We start from the raw sequence: 20,854 nt of genomic DNA, 5'->3' as shown, positions 1-20,854 counted from the left end.
ATTCCTTTCTAACTCCTGTCACTTGGCTAAAGGGAAACAAATACCATGGGACAAGAATGACTATAACTTCCGATATTTGATTAAAATAACAGAAGTGAAATCGGAAGTTCTTGACTTTATAAAAGTTCCGATATATAATTAAGTGGAATTAAAACTTCTGTTATGATTCTTATTATAGCATTTTCCAGAAGTTTGTCAACAAATAATCGGAAGTTACGAATAAATATTTTTTGAAAGGAAGGATACTACCATGACATTTGGAGAAAAAATTAAAGAAGCTCGTTTGGCTATGAACCTATCTCAAACGGAGCTTGCCCAGATGACCGGCATTTCCGAAAGATCCCTTTACACCTATGAGCAGCTCGGAACACTCCCCAGAAAAAGCAACATCAGAAAACTTGCTGAAGCACTGCATATCTCTGTGTCCTATCTTTTGGACGAATCTGAAACGGATAGCCAGAGCCATATAGATCAGGATATGTTTATTTTAGAGGCAAAGGAAAACTTCGGTTCAAAAGGAGCAAAAGAAGCTCAGGAAGTGTTGGGTCGTGTAAATTCTCTGTTTGCCGGTGGAGAATTGGACGAGGACGCAAAAGATGTATTCTTCCAGGCGATTATGTCAGTTTATATGGACTCTAAGAAAACAGCACGGGAAAAGTACACTCCGAAGAAATACAGAAAGCATAAAGATAAAGAGTAAAATCCTCAAGCACAGAATATGTTTTCTGTGTGCGATTCGGAGGTGAAGCAAATGAAAACGGCAGAGCATATCATTGAAACTGTCGATAAGCTTGTGCGAAAATATCACACCAGAGACCCTTACGAGCTATGTCAGCTGTTAGGTATCAAAATCCACTATTACGATTTACAGAAGAAATTGAAGGGCTTCTTCTATTACCAGTCCAGACAAAAGAATATCGTGATAGATCACAATGTGAACGGTATCCTGGAGCGTATATTAGTCGCACATGAATTAGGACACGCTGTCCTGCATACAAAAATCGCTATGATGCACGGCTTTCAAGAAATGGAAGTTTTTGATGATAGATCAATCGAAGAAAATGAAGCAAACTTCTTTGCGGCGGAGCTTCTGTTAGAAGATGGGAAAGTCCTGGAATGCCTTTCGGAACACACATTTTTTGAAACGGCTAAAATGCTCTATGTACCGGCAGCATTATTAGACTACAAATTCAGCCTGCTCCACGAAAAAGGAGAGCTGGTAAATTCGATGTATATTCGTAAAGCAGATTTCCTGAAAGAAGATCTTCATGCCTACGATAACGACATTGGTTATGGCGATATATGAATATCTATTTTTATATCTTTACAGAAAAAGTCCACCAGTACGATGCGTAGTGCATCATGACTGGTGGACTTTTTGCTTCTTAAAGAATCAGTATATTGTGCTGCAAAAAAGAACCCCATAGCAGTTCACTCTGTACCGTCAATGGGCTTCTTTTTCATTATATCAATCAAGCTCCGCTTTTTTTATCATCTCTTGCTGGTCAATCAAGACATCAATCAACTTTCCTACGGTTATCAATGTTGTTACATTACACTTTTTCAGTTTTGCAGCAATCTCATTATCAATGATGCTGTCGCATTTTGCATATGGGGTATCCAGTAAAAAATAGTCAAAGTTCTTTTCCAAGACGAATGCCAGTTTTAGAAGCATTGCCAAAGAAACTTTCGTCTGTCCAACTTCAACATGGCTCATATGATTGTTCGAGCAACCAACCAACGCACCCAAATCAGCCTGACTATAACCCTTTTCCAGTCGGGCAGCTCTAATGCGCTGACCAATCTTAACGTAATCAATTTCCGGTTGCGTTTCAATCACCTCCATGCTGTGTATGATTCTGCTATACATTATAAAATGTACCAAAAATCTCAACAACCAACATCGGGTGCAAGTTGCATTTATAAATGCAATATGATAAAATTTTATAGGCAGATTGCATTAAATGATAGAATGAAAAGAACCCCAAGACGACAATATGAGCTATCTTGAGGTTCTTTAAAATAAAAAATTCGTAGAGTACATTACTCCACGAAAAAACACCGCCAAACACTGAAAACTCAGCATTATTTGACGGTGTTGACAATTTATTTGACGGCTAATAAATCAGAAAGCCGTTGCATATTTTCTCTTTTTAAATCCATGGATGGGTGTACATAGCGATTCATTGTAATATTCACGCTGGCATGACCCAATATTTCGCTGAGACTTTTTACATCGAATCCAAGCTCTATGCACCTTGTAGCAAATGTATGACGTAACGAGTGATAATTTGCGGAGGTGATTCCGCTGTTTTTCAATACCTTCTTAAAATGATTTTGCATGGTTCTTGGTTCTAATGGATTCTGATCGCTATTGGTTAGGATGTAGCCAGTAGAAGAAGCTTTGTGTGCTGTAAGAATAGTCATTAAGCCATGGGGTACTGGAATAGTACGGATGGAGCAAGCACTTTTTGGTGTGGTAACAACAATCCTTGTCTTGTATTCACTGTTGGTTCTATCTTGGATTCTCTGGAGCGTTTGATGCACGTGGATTGTGTAATCTGAGAATGAAACATCTTCCCATCGTAACGCACAAATTTCACCTACTCTGAGACCAGTGAATAAACATACTAATATACCAATATTGCAGGAATCAAGATTAGAATACAAGTATTGGCATAATTTTTCCTGTTCAGCACGACTCAAAACTCTCATTTCCTTCGTTTGACGTTTTATCTGTATAGATCGTGCGTCACAAGAAATGGCTTTCCCGTTTCGGGTGGCAAATTGTAAGACATTTCGAATTAGAGATAAAATATCTGAAACAGTTTTAGAGGAAAGTCCATTCTCCTTTAATCCACCAGAAACAAGGAAAAAATTACACTGCGTTTCAATAAACTCGTGTGTTATATCACGCAATTGTTTGCTTCCGAACACAGGAAGTATATACGAGCTGAGAAGATTCCTATATTTGTTGCTTGTAGATTCCTTCACTTTAGGACATATAGCTTGAAACCATTCCATAGCAACCTGTTCAAATTGATCTGAGCTAATTTCTGGATCGACAGTGACAGAATTACTCGTGCACGAACTTTGACTGATAAGTTTTGCCTTGACTTCTCGATATGACTTTGCATAAACATAACCGTAATTGGCTTTGCCTGTAGAAGATCGGGACTTAATGTATCTTCCTTCCCATCTGCCGTCTTTCCTTTTGTAAATATTTTCTCCTTTTCGTGCCATAAGGTACACCTCCTTCAATATGACTATAATTCTGACGGCAAATTGTGACTTTGGAACTTTCTAAGATGGATTTTTGTGCAAAACCTCGTGTTTTATGTCCCTAACATATTGACAAACAGTGCGACAATTTGTAAAATAAAGATATAAACTAAAAAAAACAGAGAAGAATGCAATTCGTGGAGTAATGTACTCTACGAAAGAGTATACCCAGGAGGAGATTTATTGATTCAATTTGTAGGGCGAGATGCTTATAAGCAGTTTTGGAATTTTAGTAAAGATGAGAAAGAGAACTTGGCCACTCAATTGGCGATTGAGTTACCCGCACTCAGAGGAAAAGTTGGTGCATCACAAGAAGAAATTGCTTCGGCTGTTGGTATTTCACGACAAACTTATAGTGCCTACGAAAATCGGACACGCCCAATTCCATGGAGTTTATATCTAGCACTATTGTTTTTTTTTGATTACATTCCAAGTACACATTATATGATTCGCCAGCTTGAATTATTCCCAAATGAATTAGACGAATGTTGGTTAGCTGGTAGAGTTTTTATTGAGGAAGAAAAATGAGCGAATATTCACAGCAAATAAAAAGGGATATTACATGAACAAAAATATAAAATATTCTCAAAACTTTTTAACGAGTGAAAAAGTACTCAACCAAATAATAAAACAATTGAATTTAAAAGAAACCGATACCGTTTACGAAATTGGAACAGGTAAAGGGCATTTAACGACGAAACTGGCTAAAATAAGTAAACAGGTAACGTCTATTGAATTAGACAGTCATCTATTCAACTTATCGTCAGAAAAATTAAAACTGAATACTCGTGTCACTTTAATTCACCAAGATATTCTACAGTTTCAATTCCCTAACAAACAGAGGTATAAAATTGTTGGGAGTATTCCTTACCATTTAAGCACACAAATTATTAAAAAAGTGGTTTTTGAAAGCCATGCGTCTGACATCTATCTGATTGTTGAAGAAGGATTCTACAAGCGTACCTTGGATATTCACCGAACACTAGGGTTGCTCTTGCACACTCAAGTCTCGATTCAGCAATTGCTTAAGCTGCCAGCGGAATGCTTTCATCCTAAACCAAAAGTAAACAGTGTCTTAATAAAACTTACCCGCCATACCACAGATGTTCCAGATAAATATTGGAAGCTATATACGTACTTTGTTTCAAAATGGGTCAATCGAGAATATCGTCAACTGTTTACTAAAAATCAGTTTCATCAAGCAATGAAACACGCCAAAGTAAACAATTTAAGTACCGTTACTTATGAGCAAGTATTGTCTATTTTTAATAGTTATCTATTATTTAACGGGAGGAAATAATTAAACTATGTTTTGAACCATGAATTAAATAAAAATGACTCTCAATTATTGGAAGTCAATTTATTAAACCAATTAAAGCTTGCAAAACGTGTAAATCTTTTTGATTATTCTTTAGAAGAATTACAAGCCGTTCATGAGTATTGGCGGTCAATGAATCGTTACTCAAAACAAGTTTTGAATAAAGAGAAAGTGGCTTAATATGGCAAATATAGTCAATTTTACTGACAAACAGTTTGAGAATCGCTTAAATGATAATTTAGAAGAATTGGTTCAAGTAAAAAAGCGGTTGAATCGCCAACCGCTTTTTTACTTGGTGGGCAATCAGGGTCAGGGAAAACCAGTTTGCGAAGAAGATGATTGAGCAGGCAGGAACAAAGTGATAAATTCAAATTGTGAGGGAAAATACAGATGAATCAAGGAAGAATTATTGTGATTACAGGCTCACCGGGGACAGGAAAAACAACAACTGCGTCAATTGTCGCAAAGGAATCAGATATGGATAAATCAGTGCATATGCACACCGATGACTTTTTTCATTACTTAAGCAAAGGCGCAATACCACCACATTTGCCAGAATCCAACAAGCAAAATCTGGTTGTCATTGAAGCCTTTTTAGAAGCTGCAAAGCGATATGCTCGTGGCGGATATGATGTAATTGTAGATGGGATTGTCGGGCCATGGTTTTTGGAGCCATGGAAAGCTCTTGCCCAAGAAGATTACGAGGTACACTATATTGTATTAAGAGCGAGTAAAAAAGAAACTATGAAGCGAGCTGTGGAACGCTCAAAATTAGATAGAAAAACAAATATTGAATTAGTGGAAACAATGTGGGAGCAATTTTCCGGTTTGGGGATATATGAATCAAATGTCATAGACACAACTACATTCACAATTAAAGATACGGTTTCCGCAATAAAAGAAAGAGTTGCATGTGGGACGTCTTTACTATCTTAGACATTCCCATTTGTCAGGAAGATAGCAAAGCCAGCCGAGCCAGTCAACGGTCAAGATGAACGGCGCATTTCATGCGCCGCCGTTGACAGTCACGCCCGTCTTTGCTAAAAAGTAATCAAGGCGGGAAAGCCCTAAAATGGCTTCCCGCCCATTTCAATTTTTAGAAAAGAAACGCTCCAAAATCAGAAAGAGAGCGTCCAAGCACTTTGAGGGATTGGCCGCCTTGTCCACCCATTCAGCGGGACAGCGGGCGGAGGTCAAGGCCGGGTGTAAACCCGTTCATTTCAGCTTAGAAACCCTTCATAAAACGGGCTTATTTAGCGATATAAGGCTTTATAATAGAGAAGGAGTGAAACTTCTATTCAAGTTTAGAAACGCCTTCCATTAGTCCGAAAGAGACCTTAGAAAGAGAATTAAATCGTAAAGTATCAGGGAAAGAAATTCAACCGACTTTGGAGAGAATAGAGCAAAAAATGGTTCAAAATCAACACCAAGAAACCCCTGAATTTAAAGCAATTCAACAAAAATTGGAAAGCTTGCAGCTACCTACACCACCAATACCCAAAACACCTAAACTTCCAGGACTTTAAACCTTAAAAAAGGAAAAGAGTAGTTACCAAAAAACGGTAACTACTCTTTTTTTATAAAAACCTTTCCTCATGTTTGAAAAGCTGATCGAGAAATAAAGCACACAACGGTATTCTTTCTTTTTTCAGTTGGTACATTTTGCAGTCTGTAACGTGTCATTTACTGTTTGTTACCTTAACATATCCAGTCGAAAACACAAGGGTATATAAACGAGCAAGCTCGCCCTTGTGTTTTCTTTGTGTCTATGTTGCGTTCTCGTCACAGCAAACGACACGAACACACTGGCGAAAATGAACCAACAAAACGAAAAAAGAAAGGAGCGTATACTTCACAGACGGTGTTAAGGATACTTACCAGATGAAACCGTACATTGCACCGACCGCTGCTGAGTTGGAACAATTTCTTTCCTCTCTAAATTAAATCTTGCCGAAGCAGTGATGTGTCAGACTTTCCTGACACATCGCCGCTTTGCACTTCACAAAATCCGCTGCCAGGAGGTGATGAAATGAGTATGGTAAATGCTGACTCCGTTCAGCTATTCGCAATGCTGAAAAAAATGCAGGATTCCATTTCCTCCATCGAAACTACCAAAAAATCTGTAAAGATGAAATATGAACAGTTAGGTGCTGGATGGCAAGATAAAAAATACAACGAGTTGGGCGTGGTTGTAAGAGACTGCAACAAGGCTCTCAATGACATATTGGTAATTATGCTTCAAGCAGAAAAATATGTGGCTTTACTCGCCAAGAGCCTTAGTGAATACGAAAGTGTTCAACTAGGATCTACAAATGGAATATCTGCAAGCACACCTCAGACCAGTAGTTTTGCTGTTACACCATCAAGTGCAGATACAACCACCTTTGAGTCAAATACCTTTGGTTCTAATCTTGCATTTGTTCAAGACAGACTATCAGCTGAACGATATTTTTCCCGTGGAAATCACTATGAAGAATATCGAGATTATTGGGAGAACGGGAACTATACCTTTTCTCGAAATGAAAATCCAGAACTCGTATACGTTAGAGCAAGGGATATTGAAGGAGTTTATCTCAGTGACCGAGAACTTGGGAACCCGGAAGGATTTTGGACACGGAATGGTCGAGAGGGATGGTCGAGAGAAAACATTCTAAGGCGAGCTTCGCACATCCAAGATGTTCGTCAAAATACTGAGTCAGGAATGTCTTTGGATGAGCTTTCACAAAACCCAGTGTTAGATGATACCATTCGTAGCTATTACAATAATCCTGTCCAGGTTGCGCAGGTAGGTTCTTATTATGTATTTCAGAGTGATGGGCGACATCGAACACTTGCAGCTCAATCGCTTGATACATATATCCCGGTTTTAGTAACAGGTAGCTACACTCGAAATGATTAACAAATGAGGAGGTGAGTGTTTGAGCAACGTAAATGCTGATGCAACTCAATTACTGACAATACTGAAAAATATGCGGACCTCCATTTCTTCTATCGAAACTACAAGAAGTTCTGTGAAGATGAAATATCAGCAATTGGGAATTGGATGGAATGACAAGAAGTACGATGAGCTGGGAACTATCGTAAAAGATTGCAACAAAGCCCTGAATGATATTTTACAGATTATGCTTCAGGCCGAAAAATACGTTGCTTCACTTGCCAAAAGTGTACAAGAATATGATAATGTTAATTTGGACACTCCTTCTGCACGAAATTCTTTCCTCCAGGGTCTGCAAACACCTAATGTTGGTAATTCGTCTTATCAGTATTGCCTTGGCGTGCTAACCCAAGGTAGCACACCAGACGGATATATCGCTGTTATATCACAACGCCATGAAAATGCAGAGCAGAATGTCAGAGAAGTGTTTGACCATTTCGCTGGTAAACTGATGATACAAGATTCTGAATATCCACCGGATCAGACAGCACATTACTCACCGGGAAATTATATAGGGCATTCACGAGGAGTCTACTACAATGCAGCTTCTGATATGACAAATCCAAGAGGTGCAGGAACAACTTATTTCCACGAGCTTGCTCACATGATCGACCATGCTTCGTGCAACTATCGGAGCAATCTATCCAATACTCCAGAATTTGCTGAGGCACTGGTTGAGGACGGACAAAGAATCCTGAGCTTATATAACAATCTTCCAGTGGAAAAGCAAACTGCTTTTCTGACCCGTATTAGGCAGGATTCAGCTCACTCCTTCTCGGACTTAATTGATGCGACAACAAATGGTCAATTGCACGGAAATTATGGTCACTCAAGGAACTATTGGACGAGACCGGGCAATCTACAAGCAGAAGCCTTTGCCCACTTTTTTGAAGCGTCTATGGGAGACCAAGGCAAATTAGAGCTATTAGCAAATTTCTTTCCTACAGCGTTTGGTATTTTTTCTTCAATGATTGATTCTATTAGACCAGATAATCATGTTAGGGTCTTGAGCAGAGAAAGGTAGGTGCATACAATGGACAAAAACAAGAGCGTTGCAGATTTTATGAATAGCTTCCTTAATACACCTGAACCGAAAATTGATAATGAGTATTATGAAATCGAAGAACAGTATTTTCGGCAATTCGGTCATGGTGTCCCAAGGGAAATGTTGCCTGATAGCATTTCAACGGAACAAATTAAACAAGCCATGAAAAAATGCATTCTTTCCAAAAAGGATAATCTCTTTGAACTATTAGGCATCATTATCAACGATAATTATTTATATTAAGAAAAGGAACGACGACATGGATGAAGACAACATTATAACTTTGAATGATGAGAATGGGAACGAAGTTGAATTTGAATTTCTTGACTTAATACCGTATCGCCAGAACGAATATGTTGTCCTGCTTCCTATTGGAGATTCGGATGGGCAAGTTGTTATTTTGCAGCTGAAAGAAATTGACGATGAAACAGAAGAATATGTTGGTGTTGAAAACGAATTTGTGTTAGAGACTGTCTTTGCTCTGTTCAAAGAGCGAAACAAAGATTTCTTTACATTTGAGTAATTAAACAATGCAAGCTCAAACCAACAACACGATAAAAGGGGGGTGCATTATGGATATTTGGCATCGTGTAGGCAGAATTGTTCGCTTCTCAAACTTAGGAACTCTTCTGTTCTTTACTCTTAATATTCTGCTGATTGTTGCTGTGTTCGGTTCGTCAGGAAGCATTGTTGAACTGATTTGTATTTACTTTTTCACAGTAGCTATCAGCTTATCCCCATTAGGCGAAATGTGCCTGGCTGCCTTCGCAGGAGCAAGCGATATAAAAAGAGTAGATATAAAACTTCGAGTTGTCCCGCTGGTTCAATATGTTTTAGATAAAGCAAAAGAGAACACATCATACTGTCCTAAAAAAGTGAAAGTGAAGATTATCCATGATCCTGCTCCAAATGCATTTGCTCTAGGTAGGCAAACACTATGCATAACTGACGGATTGCTTTTACTCTCCGATGATATGATACTTGGAATTCTCGCCCATGAGATCGGACATCTCTCATACGGACATACTGTTATCCAATTATTGATTGGCGGGGGCAATATATTTATATCCGGGTGCCTCCTGTTAATCAAAATATCCTACTGGATTTTTTCTGCAATCATGGGGCTGTTCGCAATATGCTCTCGTAGTGGTGTAATGGGTATAATTACCGCAGTTTTCGCAGGAATATCAACAGCACTTTCTTGGTTATGGGTAAAGTTCTGTATGCTTTTTCTGATGTGGTCTATGAGACAAAATGAGTATCTGGCTGATGAATTTGCTTATAAAATTGGTTTTGGTCTTGAATTAGCGACGGTATTAGACCAACATATCTCAGATGTTCCGCATGATGGTTTTCTCAGTGCAATATACTCAACTCATCCATGCAACGATGATAGGGTTGCAGCATTGCAAAATTTAGGTGTACCCTATTCTCGATACTAAATTCATAATCTCACAAATTGGCAAGCAGTGTAAACCTGTACAGGTTCACTCATTTTCTCGATTTTCCCTTCGGTGCAATCTTCGCAAATTTGCTTGTTGGGGAAGCATCCCCAATCCCCTTTGAACATCATCTGCCGATGATGGCTACACGATTTTCAATCGTTTCTCAAAGAACAGTAGAATAAAAATTTGCCCATGGTTGAAAGCACCGAAATCGAAAAGCAAAAAAGCAGCCACGATCCGCACCCTTTGGGGAGTGCAGACCGTGGCTTTTTGCTTTAACGGAAGTTCTTCTTTTCCTCTTTCTCTTTCTCTTTTTCCTGCTCTTTCTGCCTGTCGATATTCAAAATCGTTTCAACCGTCCGTTTGGCAATCAGCAGTTCTTCTTTCTCTTTTCTGATCTGACGGTACTCAGCGTAGTCCTGCTTTTTCTGGACTGCCAGCTGATGAAACTCCTCATACAATGATTGCATGGACGGGAGCTTTGTAATCTGCAATTCATCAAAGGCTTGCTTCGCCGCTTTATGAATTGTGATTTCCTGACGGTGTTCTTCAAAGAATTTTTTGCTATATCCAGACTTGCGGTACTCGATATAAATTTGCCTTGTGTTGCGATAATTTTTGATGTGCTGCTGCAACGCCTGAACCTCAACCATACGTTTCTCTGCGACCTTGATAGAATCAGAAAGCGCATCGAACCGGGCAGACAGATTTTCAATATGAGCAGTCAGATCGTCGTAGTTGCCCAAGCCTTTTTCTTTCAGTAGGATTACCGTTCGGGCAGCTTCTTTTCGGTTGAACTTCTTCGCCCACTTTTCATAACCGACCGTCTTGCCCTCGGCCATCTTTGCCTGAATATCAATCAGCATCTGGAACTGCTTCGGGGCAGGAGCCTTGGCAGAGCCGCCTTTTGATTTGTGCAGGTTCTTGCCGGAGATAACCGCTTGAATTTCCTCTTTGCTATATCCTTCGCCCAGGGAACGCAGCCGAATGAAACGCTTCTGATTCTCGCCCTTGAACGCAGGCTGCTTTCCATCCTTGAACTCAAATCCCATGTCAGCCAGAGCCTGAACAAAGCCATCAAAGCTCTTTGGTTTCTGCTTCAGCACCGCATCAATCGCATCACATAATTCGTCACGCTGGGTACGCTTCTTGGGATAAACAGTTCTTTTCTGGCGCTCCCGATACGGCTTCGGTGTAATAATGGACAGCCCGTGTTCCAGGCAAACCATATCACTGAGTCTTTGCACCGCCAGACCGGAAAGAAAGAAGTTTTTGAATTTCCGTGTGGCATCCAGCGAGGTCGAATTATAAATGATATGATTGTGAATGTGGGATTTGTCGATGTGGGTCGCAACGATGAAAGCGTGTTTTCCCTTTGTCCATCGCATCGCTGTTTCATAGCCGACTTGGTTCGCTTCTTCCGGGGTGATTTCTCCCGGCTTAAAGGACTGGCGTATCTGGTATGCGATGATATTGTTCTTCTGCTGTCTGCCGGTAATATGCTGATACTGCCGTTTGGAAAGCAGAAATTCCTCATCTGCTGTCTTTGGATCACACTCATAGGAACTGATAAATTCGCCATCATTGGTTTTTGCGGCATTTTGTGAGTAGTCGGTTCTGTCTGCCAAACATTGAGCGACCGTCTTTCCCTTATTCACATGGAGTGCAATCAATCTTGTCGCTGCCATTCCCATCACTTCCTTCCCAAAAAGAAAAAGCCACCGGTCGGTGACTTTTCTCTGATATTATCTTATGACCTGATAAATGCTCCCAGACTTTCTCCAATATTCTCGACTTTCATAACAGCCCAGACGAGCAAGAACACCGCTGCTATTGTCGCAATTCCAAGAACCACAAGAATAAGCAGGGACTGCCACAAAGCCTTTACAATGCAGTAAATCGCAGATCCGCCAATGACCAAGAGCAATAAACCAATTACATAGGACACAACATTTGTAAGCAGATTTCCAAGAATGCAAATCACTTTTACAACGAACAGCACCGGCAGTGCCAATATCTTCAATACCAGCTTCATAGGCTCAACCCCTTTCTTTTAATTATATTGTACAAGGGTATCTGCCATAACGCAATGATGTCAACCCTTATGTAAAAGCCGCAGCCGAAACTGCGACTTCCCAACAAGTTGTCGGATTACTGGATTGAGGACAGGCGAACAAGAACTTCTCTCATGTCCGTCCAGATCTCCTCCAGCCGTTTTTGCAAATCCTCAATGTCAGCACGATAGATGCTGCCTGTTTCGTTCGCTCGCTTTGCGTACTGGTTCAGGTTGTTGGAGCAGATTCGCAGGAGCGAAACCAGGGCTTTCACATCCTGCAAATCCAGTCTGATACAGTAACCATCCAGAGCCATTTTCCGCAGATAGGCTCCCATGCTGCGGATGCCAAGCTCGTCCATCTTCTCATGGATTCGCTCGACCTCCTCCTTGGATGCAAGGAAATGAACATCCTGATCTCGCTTTGCCATTACAACACCTCCTCACGGGTTTCAGAGTATTTTGCAGGCGGGATATGCTCCGCTTTGGATTTCAGATCAGCCAACACAGAAGGACGCTCTGACTCGCTTCTTTCGTCACGATTTTCCACAGAGTCCTCCATATTCAGGGCTGCATCCAGTTCTGCCAGTCGCTGACTTTTGGCTGTCAGCTCTGCTTCCTGCGGGAACGGTTTTCCAACCTCCGCCTTGGCTGCTTCCTGCTGATTGTAGAGATTATTCAACTGCTCATTGGCTCGTTCTAAGCGCTCAAGGATGCCTGCAAGGGCATTGTCCAGTCGGGTGATATTTCCTCGTGCGTCCGTTCCAAGGGCTACTCTGTGGCTCACAGCGCCCTTCAGGGTCACATCGAACTCGTTCCGGAAACTGTCAAACGAAAGCTCCATCTGAAAGCCACGGTAACTGCCAAGAGGAACCGGATCGGCACTTTTCGTGTCCTTACAAGCCGCAAGGAGGATTTCACCGGCATCTGCCTTTTCGGTGTAGGCTTTGCCCATGATTTCCATGCCGCAAAAGCCATCGGCAATCTGCGGGTGTGCTTCCACGGTTTTAATATCAGCTTCAAAGCCATGAATATAGCCTGTCTGCTTTTCAATCTCAGCCGGGAAGTATTTCAGAAGCTTATCTTCCATACGGTACTGCTGGCTCTGGTGGTCAGCTTTCAGCACCTTCAGCCTTGCCACATCAATGTCCAAGTCCATCTTTTCCTTGATAAGCGGATTGCCGGCACACAGCGCCTTGATCTCCGCATAGGACAGCGCCTGCTCATCCACATCGTCACAGGAGCGAACCGGTGATTTGGAGGTCATAATCTGAGAAATAAACTTCTGCTTGTTTTCCAAGGTCTGATACAGGTAGGCATCGAAGGTTCCCTCGGTCACATACTGATACACCTGAACCTCTTTGTTCCGGTTGCCCTGACGGATGATACGACCGTTTCTCTGGGTCATATCAGACGGACGCCAACCCACATCCAAGTGGTGAACTGCCACCAATTTGTCCTGGACGTTGGTTCCTGCACCCATCTTTTGCGTACTGCCAAGAAGCACTCGCACCTGCCCGGTACGAACCTTGGCAAAGAGGTCTTTTTTCTTTGCCTCGGTATCTGCATCATGGATAAAGGCAACTTCTTCCGCAGGCACACCGTTTGCAATCAGCTTGGTTTTGACATCATCATAGACATTGAAGGTTCCATCATTTTTCGGTGTGCTAAGGTCGCAGAACACCAACTGGGTCAATTTGTCAGCCTGACCGTCCTGCCAGATACGCAGGATATTTCCCACGCAGGCATTGAGCTTGCTGTCAGGGTCATCGGGTAACAGGGTGTTCATTAGCCGCTGATCCAGTCCCAATTTTCGTCCGTCGCTGGTAATCTTGAGCATATTATCGACGGACGGGTCTACAATACCGGCATGAACATCTGCTGCTCTCTCTGAAAGGGAAGCCACCATATCCTTCTGGTACTCAGAGGGCTGAACCACAACCGTTTCAAACTTTGCTTCGGGAACAGGGAGATGCAACTGGTCAGAGGTCTTGATGTCGGCAACCTCCTTGAACATATTCATCAGTTCAGGCAGGTTGAAGAACTTCGCAAATCGGGTTCTGGCACGATAGCCGGTTCCCTCCGGTGCAAGCTCAATCGCAGTTGTTGTTTCTCCGAAGGTCGATGCCCAGGAATCAAAATGGGTCAGGTTCTTTTGCTGGAGCGTACTGTACTGGAGATAGCGCATGACCGTATAAAGCTCGGTCATCGAGTTACTTACTGGAGTACCGGTTGCAAAGATCACACCACGCCCGCCGGTCAGCTCATCCATATAGCGGCACTTCATAAACATATCCGAAGATTTCTGGGCTTCGGAGGTGGACAGACCTGCCACATTTCGCATTTTTGTGTAGAGGAACAAATTCTTGAACGCATGGCTTTCGTCCACAAACAGCCGGTCTACACCCAACTGCTCAAAGGTAATGACATCATCTTTCTTGTCAGCGGCAAGGAGCTTGTCCAGTCTGGCTTCCAATGATTTTCGTGTTTTCTCCATCTGCTTGATCGTGAAGTTTTCGCCACGCTGCCATTTCAGCTCCGCAATCGCACCCTCGATCTCATCAATCTGCTCCCGCAGCTGCCGTTCCTGTCGTTCGGCAGAAAGCGGGATTTTTTCAAACTGGCTGTGACCGATGATGACTGCATCATAGTCACCCGTTGCGATACGAGCGCAGAACTTCTTACGGTTTGCTGTTTCAAAATCCTTCTTGGTGGCAACAAGGAGCTTGGCACTCGGATAGAGGTGCAGGAACTCGTTTGCCCACTGTAAGGTCAAGTGATTCGGCACAACGAACAGGGATTTCTGGCTCAATCCAAGCCGTTTACTCTCCATAGCCGATGCAGCCATCTCGAAGGTCTTGCCCGCACCAACTTCGTGTGCAAGCAGCGTATTTCCACCATATAGCACATGAGCGATAGCATTTCTCTGGTGTTCACGGAGGGTAATATCCGGGTTCATGCCGCCGAAACGGATATGAGAGCCATCATACTCACGAGGTCTGGTGGAGTTAAAAAGTTCGTTGTACTTGGTGGAAAGGGTTTCTCGTCTGTGCGGATCTCTCCAAATCCAATCTCGGAACGCATCCTTGATTGCCTGCTGTTTCTGCTGTGCCAGGGTAGTTTCTTTTTTATTGAGGACACGCTTCTGCTTACCATCTGCATCTTCAATCGTATCATAGATACGAATATCCTTCAGATTCAGCGTTTCCTCCAGAATCCGATATGCGTTGGCTCGCTCTGTACCGTAGGTGACATACGCCGCCACATCGTTGTAGTTGGGAGAACTCTTACCGTTGATGCGCCACTCTGCGGTCAGCTCGGAGAACTTGACCTCAATGGAACGGCGCAAGTAATACGGCGTTTCAAAGGTTTCCTCCATGAACTGCTGAATATAATCGGCATCAATCCATGTTGCACCCAAACGCACATCAATCTCGGACGCATCCAAGTCCTTCGGCTGTGCTTTCTGCAAGGCTTCCACATTGATGTGGAAGGAAGAATCCCTGTCTGCCGCCATCTGTGCGACACGCAGCTTGCTTCTTACATCACCGGAAAGGTAATCATCGGCAGTCTGCCATCCAACTTCCACAGCATCGGGAGCCATCGGGTCTTTGAAGATCACCCCTCGAAGCTCTGCCTGAATCGCATCGTATTCTCCAGGTGTTCCAAGCAGCTGTGCCATAAACGGCAAATCCACCTTGCCACGCTCACCGATAGAGATTGCCAGAGCTTCGGACGGCGTATCCACGCTCGTCACTCTGCGTTCCGGCTTGATGGTTCGCTTGGTGAACATATCCGCCTTGCTTTTCAGATTGCCGTCCTCATCCACATTTTCCAGAGAACACAGGAGATAGTAGGAGGAATCGTCAGCAAATGCCTGACCATTGGCTCGATTATTGATAAGCCCGTTCTTTGCGGCAAACGCATCGTAGGCATCATTCAGTTCTGCCTGTTTCTGAGTAATCATTTCATCCGGGTAATCCTCAAGCTGATATTCGATCAGCTCGTTGACGATACCACGAAGTTCCACCATGCCCATCACACGGTCTTTTGCTTTCTCATTCAGGTCTACACGGCGCATCAGGGAGTTTTCACGGAAGTACACATTGCCATCCACCACGGTATAAGAGAAATTCTTTACATCCGGGGTTGCAGGAATGGTTTCGATTTCCTTACCCTTGTCAGCTTCGGGAAGCTCCACAGCCTGATAGGTTCCTTGGATGTGGGAAACTGCTTCTTTCAGAAGTTCGGACAGTTCCATGCCCTCAATGGGACGCACTGTAATGTCCATGCCGTAGGCGGTACTTTCTTCCACCGTATCGCCCAGAACCATTTCAGGATGAGCGACAAAGTAGCTGTTCATGGTGTGTCCTTCTTCGGTGCGGTCAAGGTTTACCCATTCCGGTACAATGTCAATCGGATGGTCACGCTTTTGCAGGAACAGGATGTCGGACACGACTTCCGTGCCTGCGTTTTTCTTAAAGGCATCGTTTGGCAGACGGATTGCACCAAGCAGTTCCGCCCTCTGCGCCATATATCGCCTTGCGTCAGAGTTCTTGGAATCCATGGTGTAACGGCTTGTCACAAAAGCGACCACACCACCGGGACGAACCTGATCCAAAGCCTTGGCAAAGAAATAGTTGTGAATGGAGAATCCCAGCTTGTCATACGGCTTGTCGGACACTTTGTAGTTGCCGAAAGGGACATTACCCACAGCCAGATCGTAAAAGTCTCGGCGGTCTGTCGTTTCAAAACCGGCTACTTTGATTTCTGCGTTGGGATAGAGCTTCTGAGCAATTCTGCCGGTGATGGAATCCAGTTCCACACCATACAAACGGCTGCTCTGCATTTCAGGAGGGAGCATACCAAAGAAGTTGCCGATACCCATAGCAGGCTCCAGAATATTTCCTGTTTCAAAGCCCATCTGTCCGACCGCATCGTAGATGGAGCGAATGACCGTAGGGCTGGTGTAATGTGCGTTCAGGGTGGAAGCTCTTGCCGCAGCATATTCATCTTCGGAAAGCAGGTTTTTCAGTGTCTGATACTCCTTCGCCCAATTTCCCTTGTCCGGGTCAAAGGCATCTGCCAGACCGCCCCAACCGACATAATTCGACAAAATCTCCTGTTCTTCGGTAGTGGCGTTCCTGTTCTCGCTTTCCAGTTTGAACAGAGTTTCAATGGCTGCGATGTTTCTTGCGAATTTCTGCTTCGGTCCACCTTCACCGATGTTGTCATCCGTGATGTGGAAGTTCACCGCAGGAACAGGTGGGATTTCTCTGGTGGTGATGGACTGCTCAAGCTGAGCGATAATGTCCATGACTTCGGCATTCTGCCATCCGTCCACCTGGGCATAATCCTGAATGATGGTGTCCTTTCCATCTACGCACTGTACGAAGTCCAGACTACCCGGCAGATCTCTGGTATTCATTGCACCCAGGGCTTTTCTCTGCGTGTCAGGAAGTGCATAGTAGGCTCGCAGGGCATCATCAAAGGAACTGTATTCCTTGATGTCCAGCGCACCCCGCTTCTGAATGTCCTCGGCAACATAAAAATGATCGATGAAGTGTTCCGGTTCCTGCTGTTCGGGTTCCGCACTGGCTCTGACCTGTGCGTGTGCCTTTTCGTCAGGGTAGTCCCCATAGATACGGATGCACTTATGCTCCTGCTGATCGTAAACGGCAGCACCATCGTACTTGAATCCGTCATCCTCCATGGTTCCGTCCACATAGCCCTGGGCAGCTTTTTCCGCTTCTTCCAGAGTGTAGTAGTCCAGTTTATCATCGAAGCCGTTTTCAAAGTGATGGTAGGCGGCAACCAGATAGCGGGGAGCCATGCGCTCCTCGTAGCTGTTAATCATCTCAGGTGTCAGCCATTCTGGTTTGTCGGGAATCATTTCATACAGCTCACGCATCTTGGCAATCTGTGCATGGCGGTTGCCTGCCCACAGATGCTTTTCGCTGTGCTGTCCTGCACCAAGGAAGTATTCGCAGTCCATACGCAGACGGTCTAACAGCTGATACTCAGGGGTGTAGTCCCTCGGTTCGGTTTTGCCCAGAAAATCCTCTGTAACGGGCTTTTCTTCGGTTTGGGCATCAACCCTTACCGCATGGTTTCTTTCGTCCTGAGAGAGCATACGCTCGAAATTCTCACGATTCTCGGCACGGAAGATGGGATAAGCAAGCGTAGGGTCACGCAGCTGAACTTCTCTGTCCGTGATCTGCTCCACACGGAAAGCTGTATCGTCCAGATATACCGTGTCACCGACCTGATAATTCCATTTCGGTTCCTCGGAAGCAGATGCTTCCACAACTTCGGCAGGCTCTGCCACAGGCGCTTCTGGCTGAACCGACTCCATCGCAGCTACGGACTGACGAACTTCCTCCAAATAGTCATTGGCAAGCCATTCGTCCGTGAAGTATTCCGTAACGCCTTCCGGGTCTACATAGTAGTCATCGGTCTGATTATCCCAGATCGCATACTCGCCATCCTCGGTATCAATCACTGCGAAACGGTCATAAACATCTTCCAACGGATCAGTTTTAGCTTCTTCGATAGCCTGTCGTTCCGCTTCTTCCTCCGGGCTGAGGTAGCGTCCCTTTCGTATCAGACCGTCGATTCTCTGCACCACCTGCGCCCAGGACATCTGCAATTTATCGCAACCGCTCTTGGTGTAAGCAACACCCTTGGCATCGTGATCCTGACCGCTGTGCGTTGCACCAGAGCAGGCATGGGAATGACCACCGGTTCCGTATTCATGCTTCAGGAAGTCCATCTTTTCCTTGGCAGAATGATTCTCCTGCCAGTAGTTATAAATACGGGCTTTACCACCGGAAAAGCCGCTTCCACGGGTCAAGTCTGCATTGACTTCATCATCCGTAATGAACTGGCGGACAAGGGGCATCTGCATCATATCGGTCTGATACTCACGCAAAGGCATATTCAACTCATACAGCTGTTTCTGAATGAGATTCAGCTTGTGATAGTGAAAACGAAGCAGATCGGGATTTTCCGCAAGGGTTTTTCTAAATTCCGAATACTGCTGTACCAAGGTTGCGTGGAAACGAGGGTCATCCAACTTTTCAGCCAAGTCTGCGGTTTCGTCAGGGAAACCACGAAACGGTTCCTGATGAAGAATTGCCAGATAGTTGCTGGAACGGGCTTCTTCACTCAAATCGTGATAAAGATGCCACAGGGATTCTGCCAACTTCTGACGCTCATATCCGGATGCTTCTACCAGTTCCACATTAGTTGCGAACCGACCATTTTCAAGCAGTTCTCCAATGCGCTCGGCAACCGTTTCCCAAGAAACGATCTGCGCTCTGGGGCTGTCAATGGCAGAGGAACCTTTGGCAAGGTGGATACCGTCCTCGGCATACCACGCACAGATATTCCCGCTATCTTCTTTCAGACCATAGCCGCCGTGATAGACCTGCTTTAAGGTCTGAACGATTTCTTCCAACGGCTTCTGCTTCATATATTCCAGCGCTACGACTTTTCGGGCTTCATCGGTATTGCTACCAAGCAGAAGGAAGTGGTCGATTTCTTCCTGGGCAAAAGAAAAAGCAGAGGGCGTAAAGCTCTCTGCTCGGTCGATAAAACTGATTTGTTCATTTTCGGAGAGGAAAAGGTTCAGACTCAGCTGTTGATAAGCTCCGTCATCACGACTTCCTCCGCCTGTGCTTTCAGGCTGTTCATGTGCTGCACCCACGCCATCTGCTGCGTTTCCTTGTCCGGTGCGGGGCTGTCCTTCAGGTACTGCTCCATCAGAAACTCCACTCTGGCTTTCGCTGTTTCCTCGATCTCCCACAGGTGCGGGAACAGGCTCTCCGTCAGAATCATGTCGTTCAGGAGCATCGGATTGTTCTGTTCCAAAAATGCTCGACGCATCCTGCCGTACTTGCCCAGAGGTTTCTCTCCCTCGTTCTCCAACTGAAGGTTCGGAATCTGATAATCTCCGGCCTGTCTGTAAGTCATCTCGCTCATAATCTGTACTCCTTTCGGTAGCTTTAATCTGCTCATGTTCTCCAATCGCTTTTTCGATTTCCTGAAACATCCTTGTGCTGATGGCATTCACCGCAGTACCAAGGGCATTTACCGTCTGTCTGGTGTTAAAATCAAACACCTTCTGGAAATCCTCATGCTCGAAGTAGTTGTCGGGACTTTCCACGAACCGGCAATACATCGTATAGGATACGCTGTTTGCCACCGCATTTTTGAAAGCTACTTCGATGTTGAGTTCATCATACTCCTCAAGGAAGCTGTTGGCAACGATGTCGAGGAACTGCTTTTTGTAATCGTCCCAATACTCAGCCGCCAGTGCGGATGCAATATCTTCAAGCTGTGCTTCCAGTACCCCGTCAGCGGCAACACCGAAGGTACGCTCCATCGCTTCCATGACATAGGAGCGGTTTTCAGGCGTCACCTCCCACGGTTTCAGTTCCGGGGAAGAACGGCGAACGCCGGTATCCGCCACATCAAACACATAGCGCAGATACGGTTTATCCCTGTTCATCACAAACAGAGCAATGCCGGTAGAGCCACGCTTTACATATCTGCGGTAATTTTCAGCGTTCCAGTCCTCATAGGGCTTGCAAAAGGTCGCATTGGGGCGCTGAGCATAAATCATCACCTGTTCCGGATAGGTGAACTCATAGTTGCGGGACATCGTTCTCAAAAACGAAGTCCAGTTATCTGTGTTCGAGGTGATTTTCCCAATCGTTTCTTTTGCTAATCCGGAATAAAATCGCTCTTTTGCGTTCATTGTATCCCTCCAATC

At 44.2% G+C, this 20,854-nt stretch carries 18 protein-coding genes; 12 read left to right on the top strand and 6 right to left on the bottom strand.

All coding sequences use genetic code 11. From position 1 onward, the window contains the following. Nucleotides 1–250: 250 nt before the first annotated feature. Nucleotides 251–700 carry a helix-turn-helix domain-containing protein gene (locus PGS25_RS12155; RefSeq protein WP_002304411.1) on the top strand — a complete coding sequence of 150 codons (450 nt, stop codon included), beginning with the start codon at nt 251–253 and terminating at the stop codon, nt 698–700. 51 nt (nt 701–751) lie between these two features. After that, nucleotides 752–1,306 (top strand): ImmA/IrrE family metallo-endopeptidase, encoded by a 555-nt coding sequence (locus tag PGS25_RS12150; protein WP_002304410.1) that lies wholly within the window; start codon nt 752–754, stop codon nt 1,304–1,306. 162 nt (nt 1,307–1,468) lie between these two features. Here PGS25_RS12150 and PGS25_RS12145 read toward each other — a convergent pair whose 3' ends face one another. Further along, on the bottom strand, nt 1,469–1,846 hold the full coding sequence (locus PGS25_RS12145; protein ID WP_002578940.1) for a helix-turn-helix domain-containing protein: 378 nt from the start codon (nt 1,844–1,846) through the stop codon (nt 1,469–1,471). Between the two features lie 260 nt (nt 1,847–2,106). Further along, entirely contained in the window at nt 2,107–3,243 is a 1,137-nt protein-coding gene (locus PGS25_RS12140; protein WP_002304408.1) for a tyrosine-type recombinase/integrase, read from the bottom strand. A 222-nt stretch (nt 3,244–3,465) separates the two neighbouring features. Here PGS25_RS12140 and PGS25_RS12135 point away from each other — a divergent pair, with 222 nt between their 5' ends. The 10 genes from PGS25_RS12135 to PGS25_RS12090 all read left to right on the top strand — a co-directional run bounded on the left by PGS25_RS12135 (nt 3,466) and on the right by PGS25_RS12090 (nt 10,022). Then, a complete protein-coding gene (locus tag PGS25_RS12135; protein ID WP_270418854.1) occupies nt 3,466–3,810 on the top strand; it encodes a helix-turn-helix domain-containing protein in 345 nt (114 codons plus the stop codon). Nucleotides 3,811–3,814: 4 nt separating this feature from the next. Further along, nucleotides 3,815–4,582, top strand: coding sequence for a 23S rRNA (adenine(2058)-N(6))-methyltransferase Erm(B) (erm(B), locus tag PGS25_RS12130; protein WP_255420040.1), 768 nt, complete (start codon nt 3,815–3,817; stop codon nt 4,580–4,582). 12 nt (nt 4,583–4,594) lie between these two features. Further along, nucleotides 4,595–4,780: an epsilon antitoxin gene (locus PGS25_RS12125; protein WP_002293774.1), complete on the top strand. Its 186-nt coding sequence runs from the start codon at nt 4,595–4,597 to the stop codon at nt 4,778–4,780. Nucleotide 4,781: 1 nt separating this feature from the next. Further along, nucleotides 4,782–4,943, top strand: coding sequence for a hypothetical protein (locus tag PGS25_RS15765; protein ID WP_002304403.1), 162 nt, complete (start codon nt 4,782–4,784; stop codon nt 4,941–4,943). A 47-nt stretch (nt 4,944–4,990) separates the two neighbouring features. Continuing rightward, nucleotides 4,991–5,536: an AAA family ATPase gene (locus PGS25_RS12115; RefSeq protein WP_002304402.1), complete on the top strand. Its 546-nt coding sequence runs from the start codon at nt 4,991–4,993 to the stop codon at nt 5,534–5,536. Between the two features lie 1,093 nt (nt 5,537–6,629). Further along, a complete protein-coding gene (locus PGS25_RS12110) occupies nt 6,630–7,499 on the top strand; it encodes a hypothetical protein (RefSeq protein WP_002578944.1) in 870 nt (289 codons plus the stop codon). Nucleotides 7,500–7,518: 19 nt separating this feature from the next. Continuing rightward, on the top strand, nt 7,519–8,559 hold the full coding sequence (locus tag PGS25_RS12105) for a hypothetical protein (RefSeq protein ID WP_002304399.1): 1,041 nt from the start codon (nt 7,519–7,521) through the stop codon (nt 8,557–8,559). Nucleotides 8,560–8,568: 9 nt separating this feature from the next. Continuing rightward, a complete protein-coding gene (locus tag PGS25_RS12100; RefSeq protein WP_002588965.1) occupies nt 8,569–8,823 on the top strand; it encodes a hypothetical protein in 255 nt (84 codons plus the stop codon). Nucleotides 8,824–8,839: 16 nt separating this feature from the next. Further along, nucleotides 8,840–9,103: a DUF1292 domain-containing protein gene (locus PGS25_RS12095; protein ID WP_002304397.1), complete on the top strand. Its 264-nt coding sequence runs from the start codon at nt 8,840–8,842 to the stop codon at nt 9,101–9,103. A 49-nt stretch (nt 9,104–9,152) separates the two neighbouring features. Beyond that, nucleotides 9,153–10,022, top strand: a complete 870-nt coding sequence (locus PGS25_RS12090) for a zinc metalloprotease HtpX (protein ID WP_002588966.1) — start codon at nt 9,153–9,155, stop codon at nt 10,020–10,022. Nucleotides 10,023–10,300: 278 nt separating this feature from the next. Here the strand turns inward: PGS25_RS12090 and PGS25_RS12085 are convergent, their stop codons facing one another. From PGS25_RS12085 to PGS25_RS12070, 4 genes are all read right to left on the bottom strand, one after another. Further along, nucleotides 10,301–11,713, bottom strand: coding sequence for a relaxase/mobilization nuclease domain-containing protein (locus tag PGS25_RS12085; protein ID WP_002578945.1), 1,413 nt, complete (start codon nt 11,711–11,713; stop codon nt 10,301–10,303). 62 nt (nt 11,714–11,775) lie between these two features. Beyond that, on the bottom strand, nt 11,776–12,060 hold the full coding sequence (locus tag PGS25_RS12080) for a hypothetical protein (protein WP_002578946.1): 285 nt from the start codon (nt 12,058–12,060) through the stop codon (nt 11,776–11,778). Nucleotides 12,061–12,176: 116 nt separating this feature from the next. Further along, entirely contained in the window at nt 12,177–12,509 is a 333-nt protein-coding gene (locus PGS25_RS12075) for a plasmid mobilization protein (protein WP_002578947.1), read from the bottom strand. Beyond that, on the bottom strand, nt 12,509–20,839 hold the full coding sequence (locus PGS25_RS12070; protein WP_002304391.1) for an LPD11 domain-containing protein: 8,331 nt from the start codon (nt 20,837–20,839) through the stop codon (nt 12,509–12,511). The genes PGS25_RS12075 and PGS25_RS12070 overlap by 1 nt, the downstream gene beginning before the upstream one ends. Nucleotides 20,840–20,854: the final 15 nt, after the last annotated feature.

This window comes from Butyricicoccus sp. AM78-15b2TA, from assembly GCF_027665985.1.
GTDB classification, from domain to species: domain Bacteria; phylum Bacillota; class Clostridia; order Oscillospirales; family Butyricicoccaceae; genus Agathobaculum; species Agathobaculum butyriciproducens.
This window is presented reverse-complemented; position numbering and strand designations above follow the sequence as displayed.

What these genes read in the sequence shown, in the direction of transcription:
- PGS25_RS12075 (WP_002578947.1), bottom strand. Translation starts at nt 12,509, where the DNA reads ATGGCAAAGCGAGATCAGGATGTTCATTTCCTTGCATCCAAGGAGGAG.
- PGS25_RS12070 (WP_002304391.1), bottom strand. Translation starts at nt 20,839, where the DNA reads ATGAACGCAAAAGAGCGATTTTATTCCGGATTAGCAAAAGAAACGATT.
- PGS25_RS12115 (WP_002304402.1), top strand. Translation starts at nt 4,991, where the DNA reads ATGAATCAAGGAAGAATTATTGTGATTACAGGCTCACCGGGGACAGGA.
- PGS25_RS12150 (WP_002304410.1), top strand. Translation starts at nt 752, where the DNA reads ATGAAAACGGCAGAGCATATCATTGAAACTGTCGATAAGCTTGTGCGA.
- PGS25_RS12085 (WP_002578945.1), bottom strand. Translation starts at nt 11,713, where the DNA reads ATGGCAGCGACAAGATTGATTGCACTCCATGTGAATAAGGGAAAGACG.
- PGS25_RS12090 (WP_002588966.1), top strand. Translation starts at nt 9,153, where the DNA reads ATGGATATTTGGCATCGTGTAGGCAGAATTGTTCGCTTCTCAAACTTA.
- PGS25_RS12155 (WP_002304411.1), top strand. Translation starts at nt 251, where the DNA reads ATGACATTTGGAGAAAAAATTAAAGAAGCTCGTTTGGCTATGAACCTA.
- PGS25_RS12095 (WP_002304397.1), top strand. Translation starts at nt 8,840, where the DNA reads ATGGATGAAGACAACATTATAACTTTGAATGATGAGAATGGGAACGAA.
- PGS25_RS12080 (WP_002578946.1), bottom strand. Translation starts at nt 12,060, where the DNA reads ATGAAGCTGGTATTGAAGATATTGGCACTGCCGGTGCTGTTCGTTGTA.
- PGS25_RS12145 (WP_002578940.1), bottom strand. Translation starts at nt 1,846, where the DNA reads ATGGAGGTGATTGAAACGCAACCGGAAATTGATTACGTTAAGATTGGT.
- PGS25_RS12110 (WP_002578944.1), top strand. Translation starts at nt 6,630, where the DNA reads ATGAGTATGGTAAATGCTGACTCCGTTCAGCTATTCGCAATGCTGAAA.
- PGS25_RS12140 (WP_002304408.1), bottom strand. Translation starts at nt 3,243, where the DNA reads ATGGCACGAAAAGGAGAAAATATTTACAAAAGGAAAGACGGCAGATGG.
- PGS25_RS15765 (WP_002304403.1), top strand. Translation starts at nt 4,782, where the DNA reads ATGGCAAATATAGTCAATTTTACTGACAAACAGTTTGAGAATCGCTTA.
- PGS25_RS12100 (WP_002588965.1), top strand. Translation starts at nt 8,569, where the DNA reads ATGGACAAAAACAAGAGCGTTGCAGATTTTATGAATAGCTTCCTTAAT.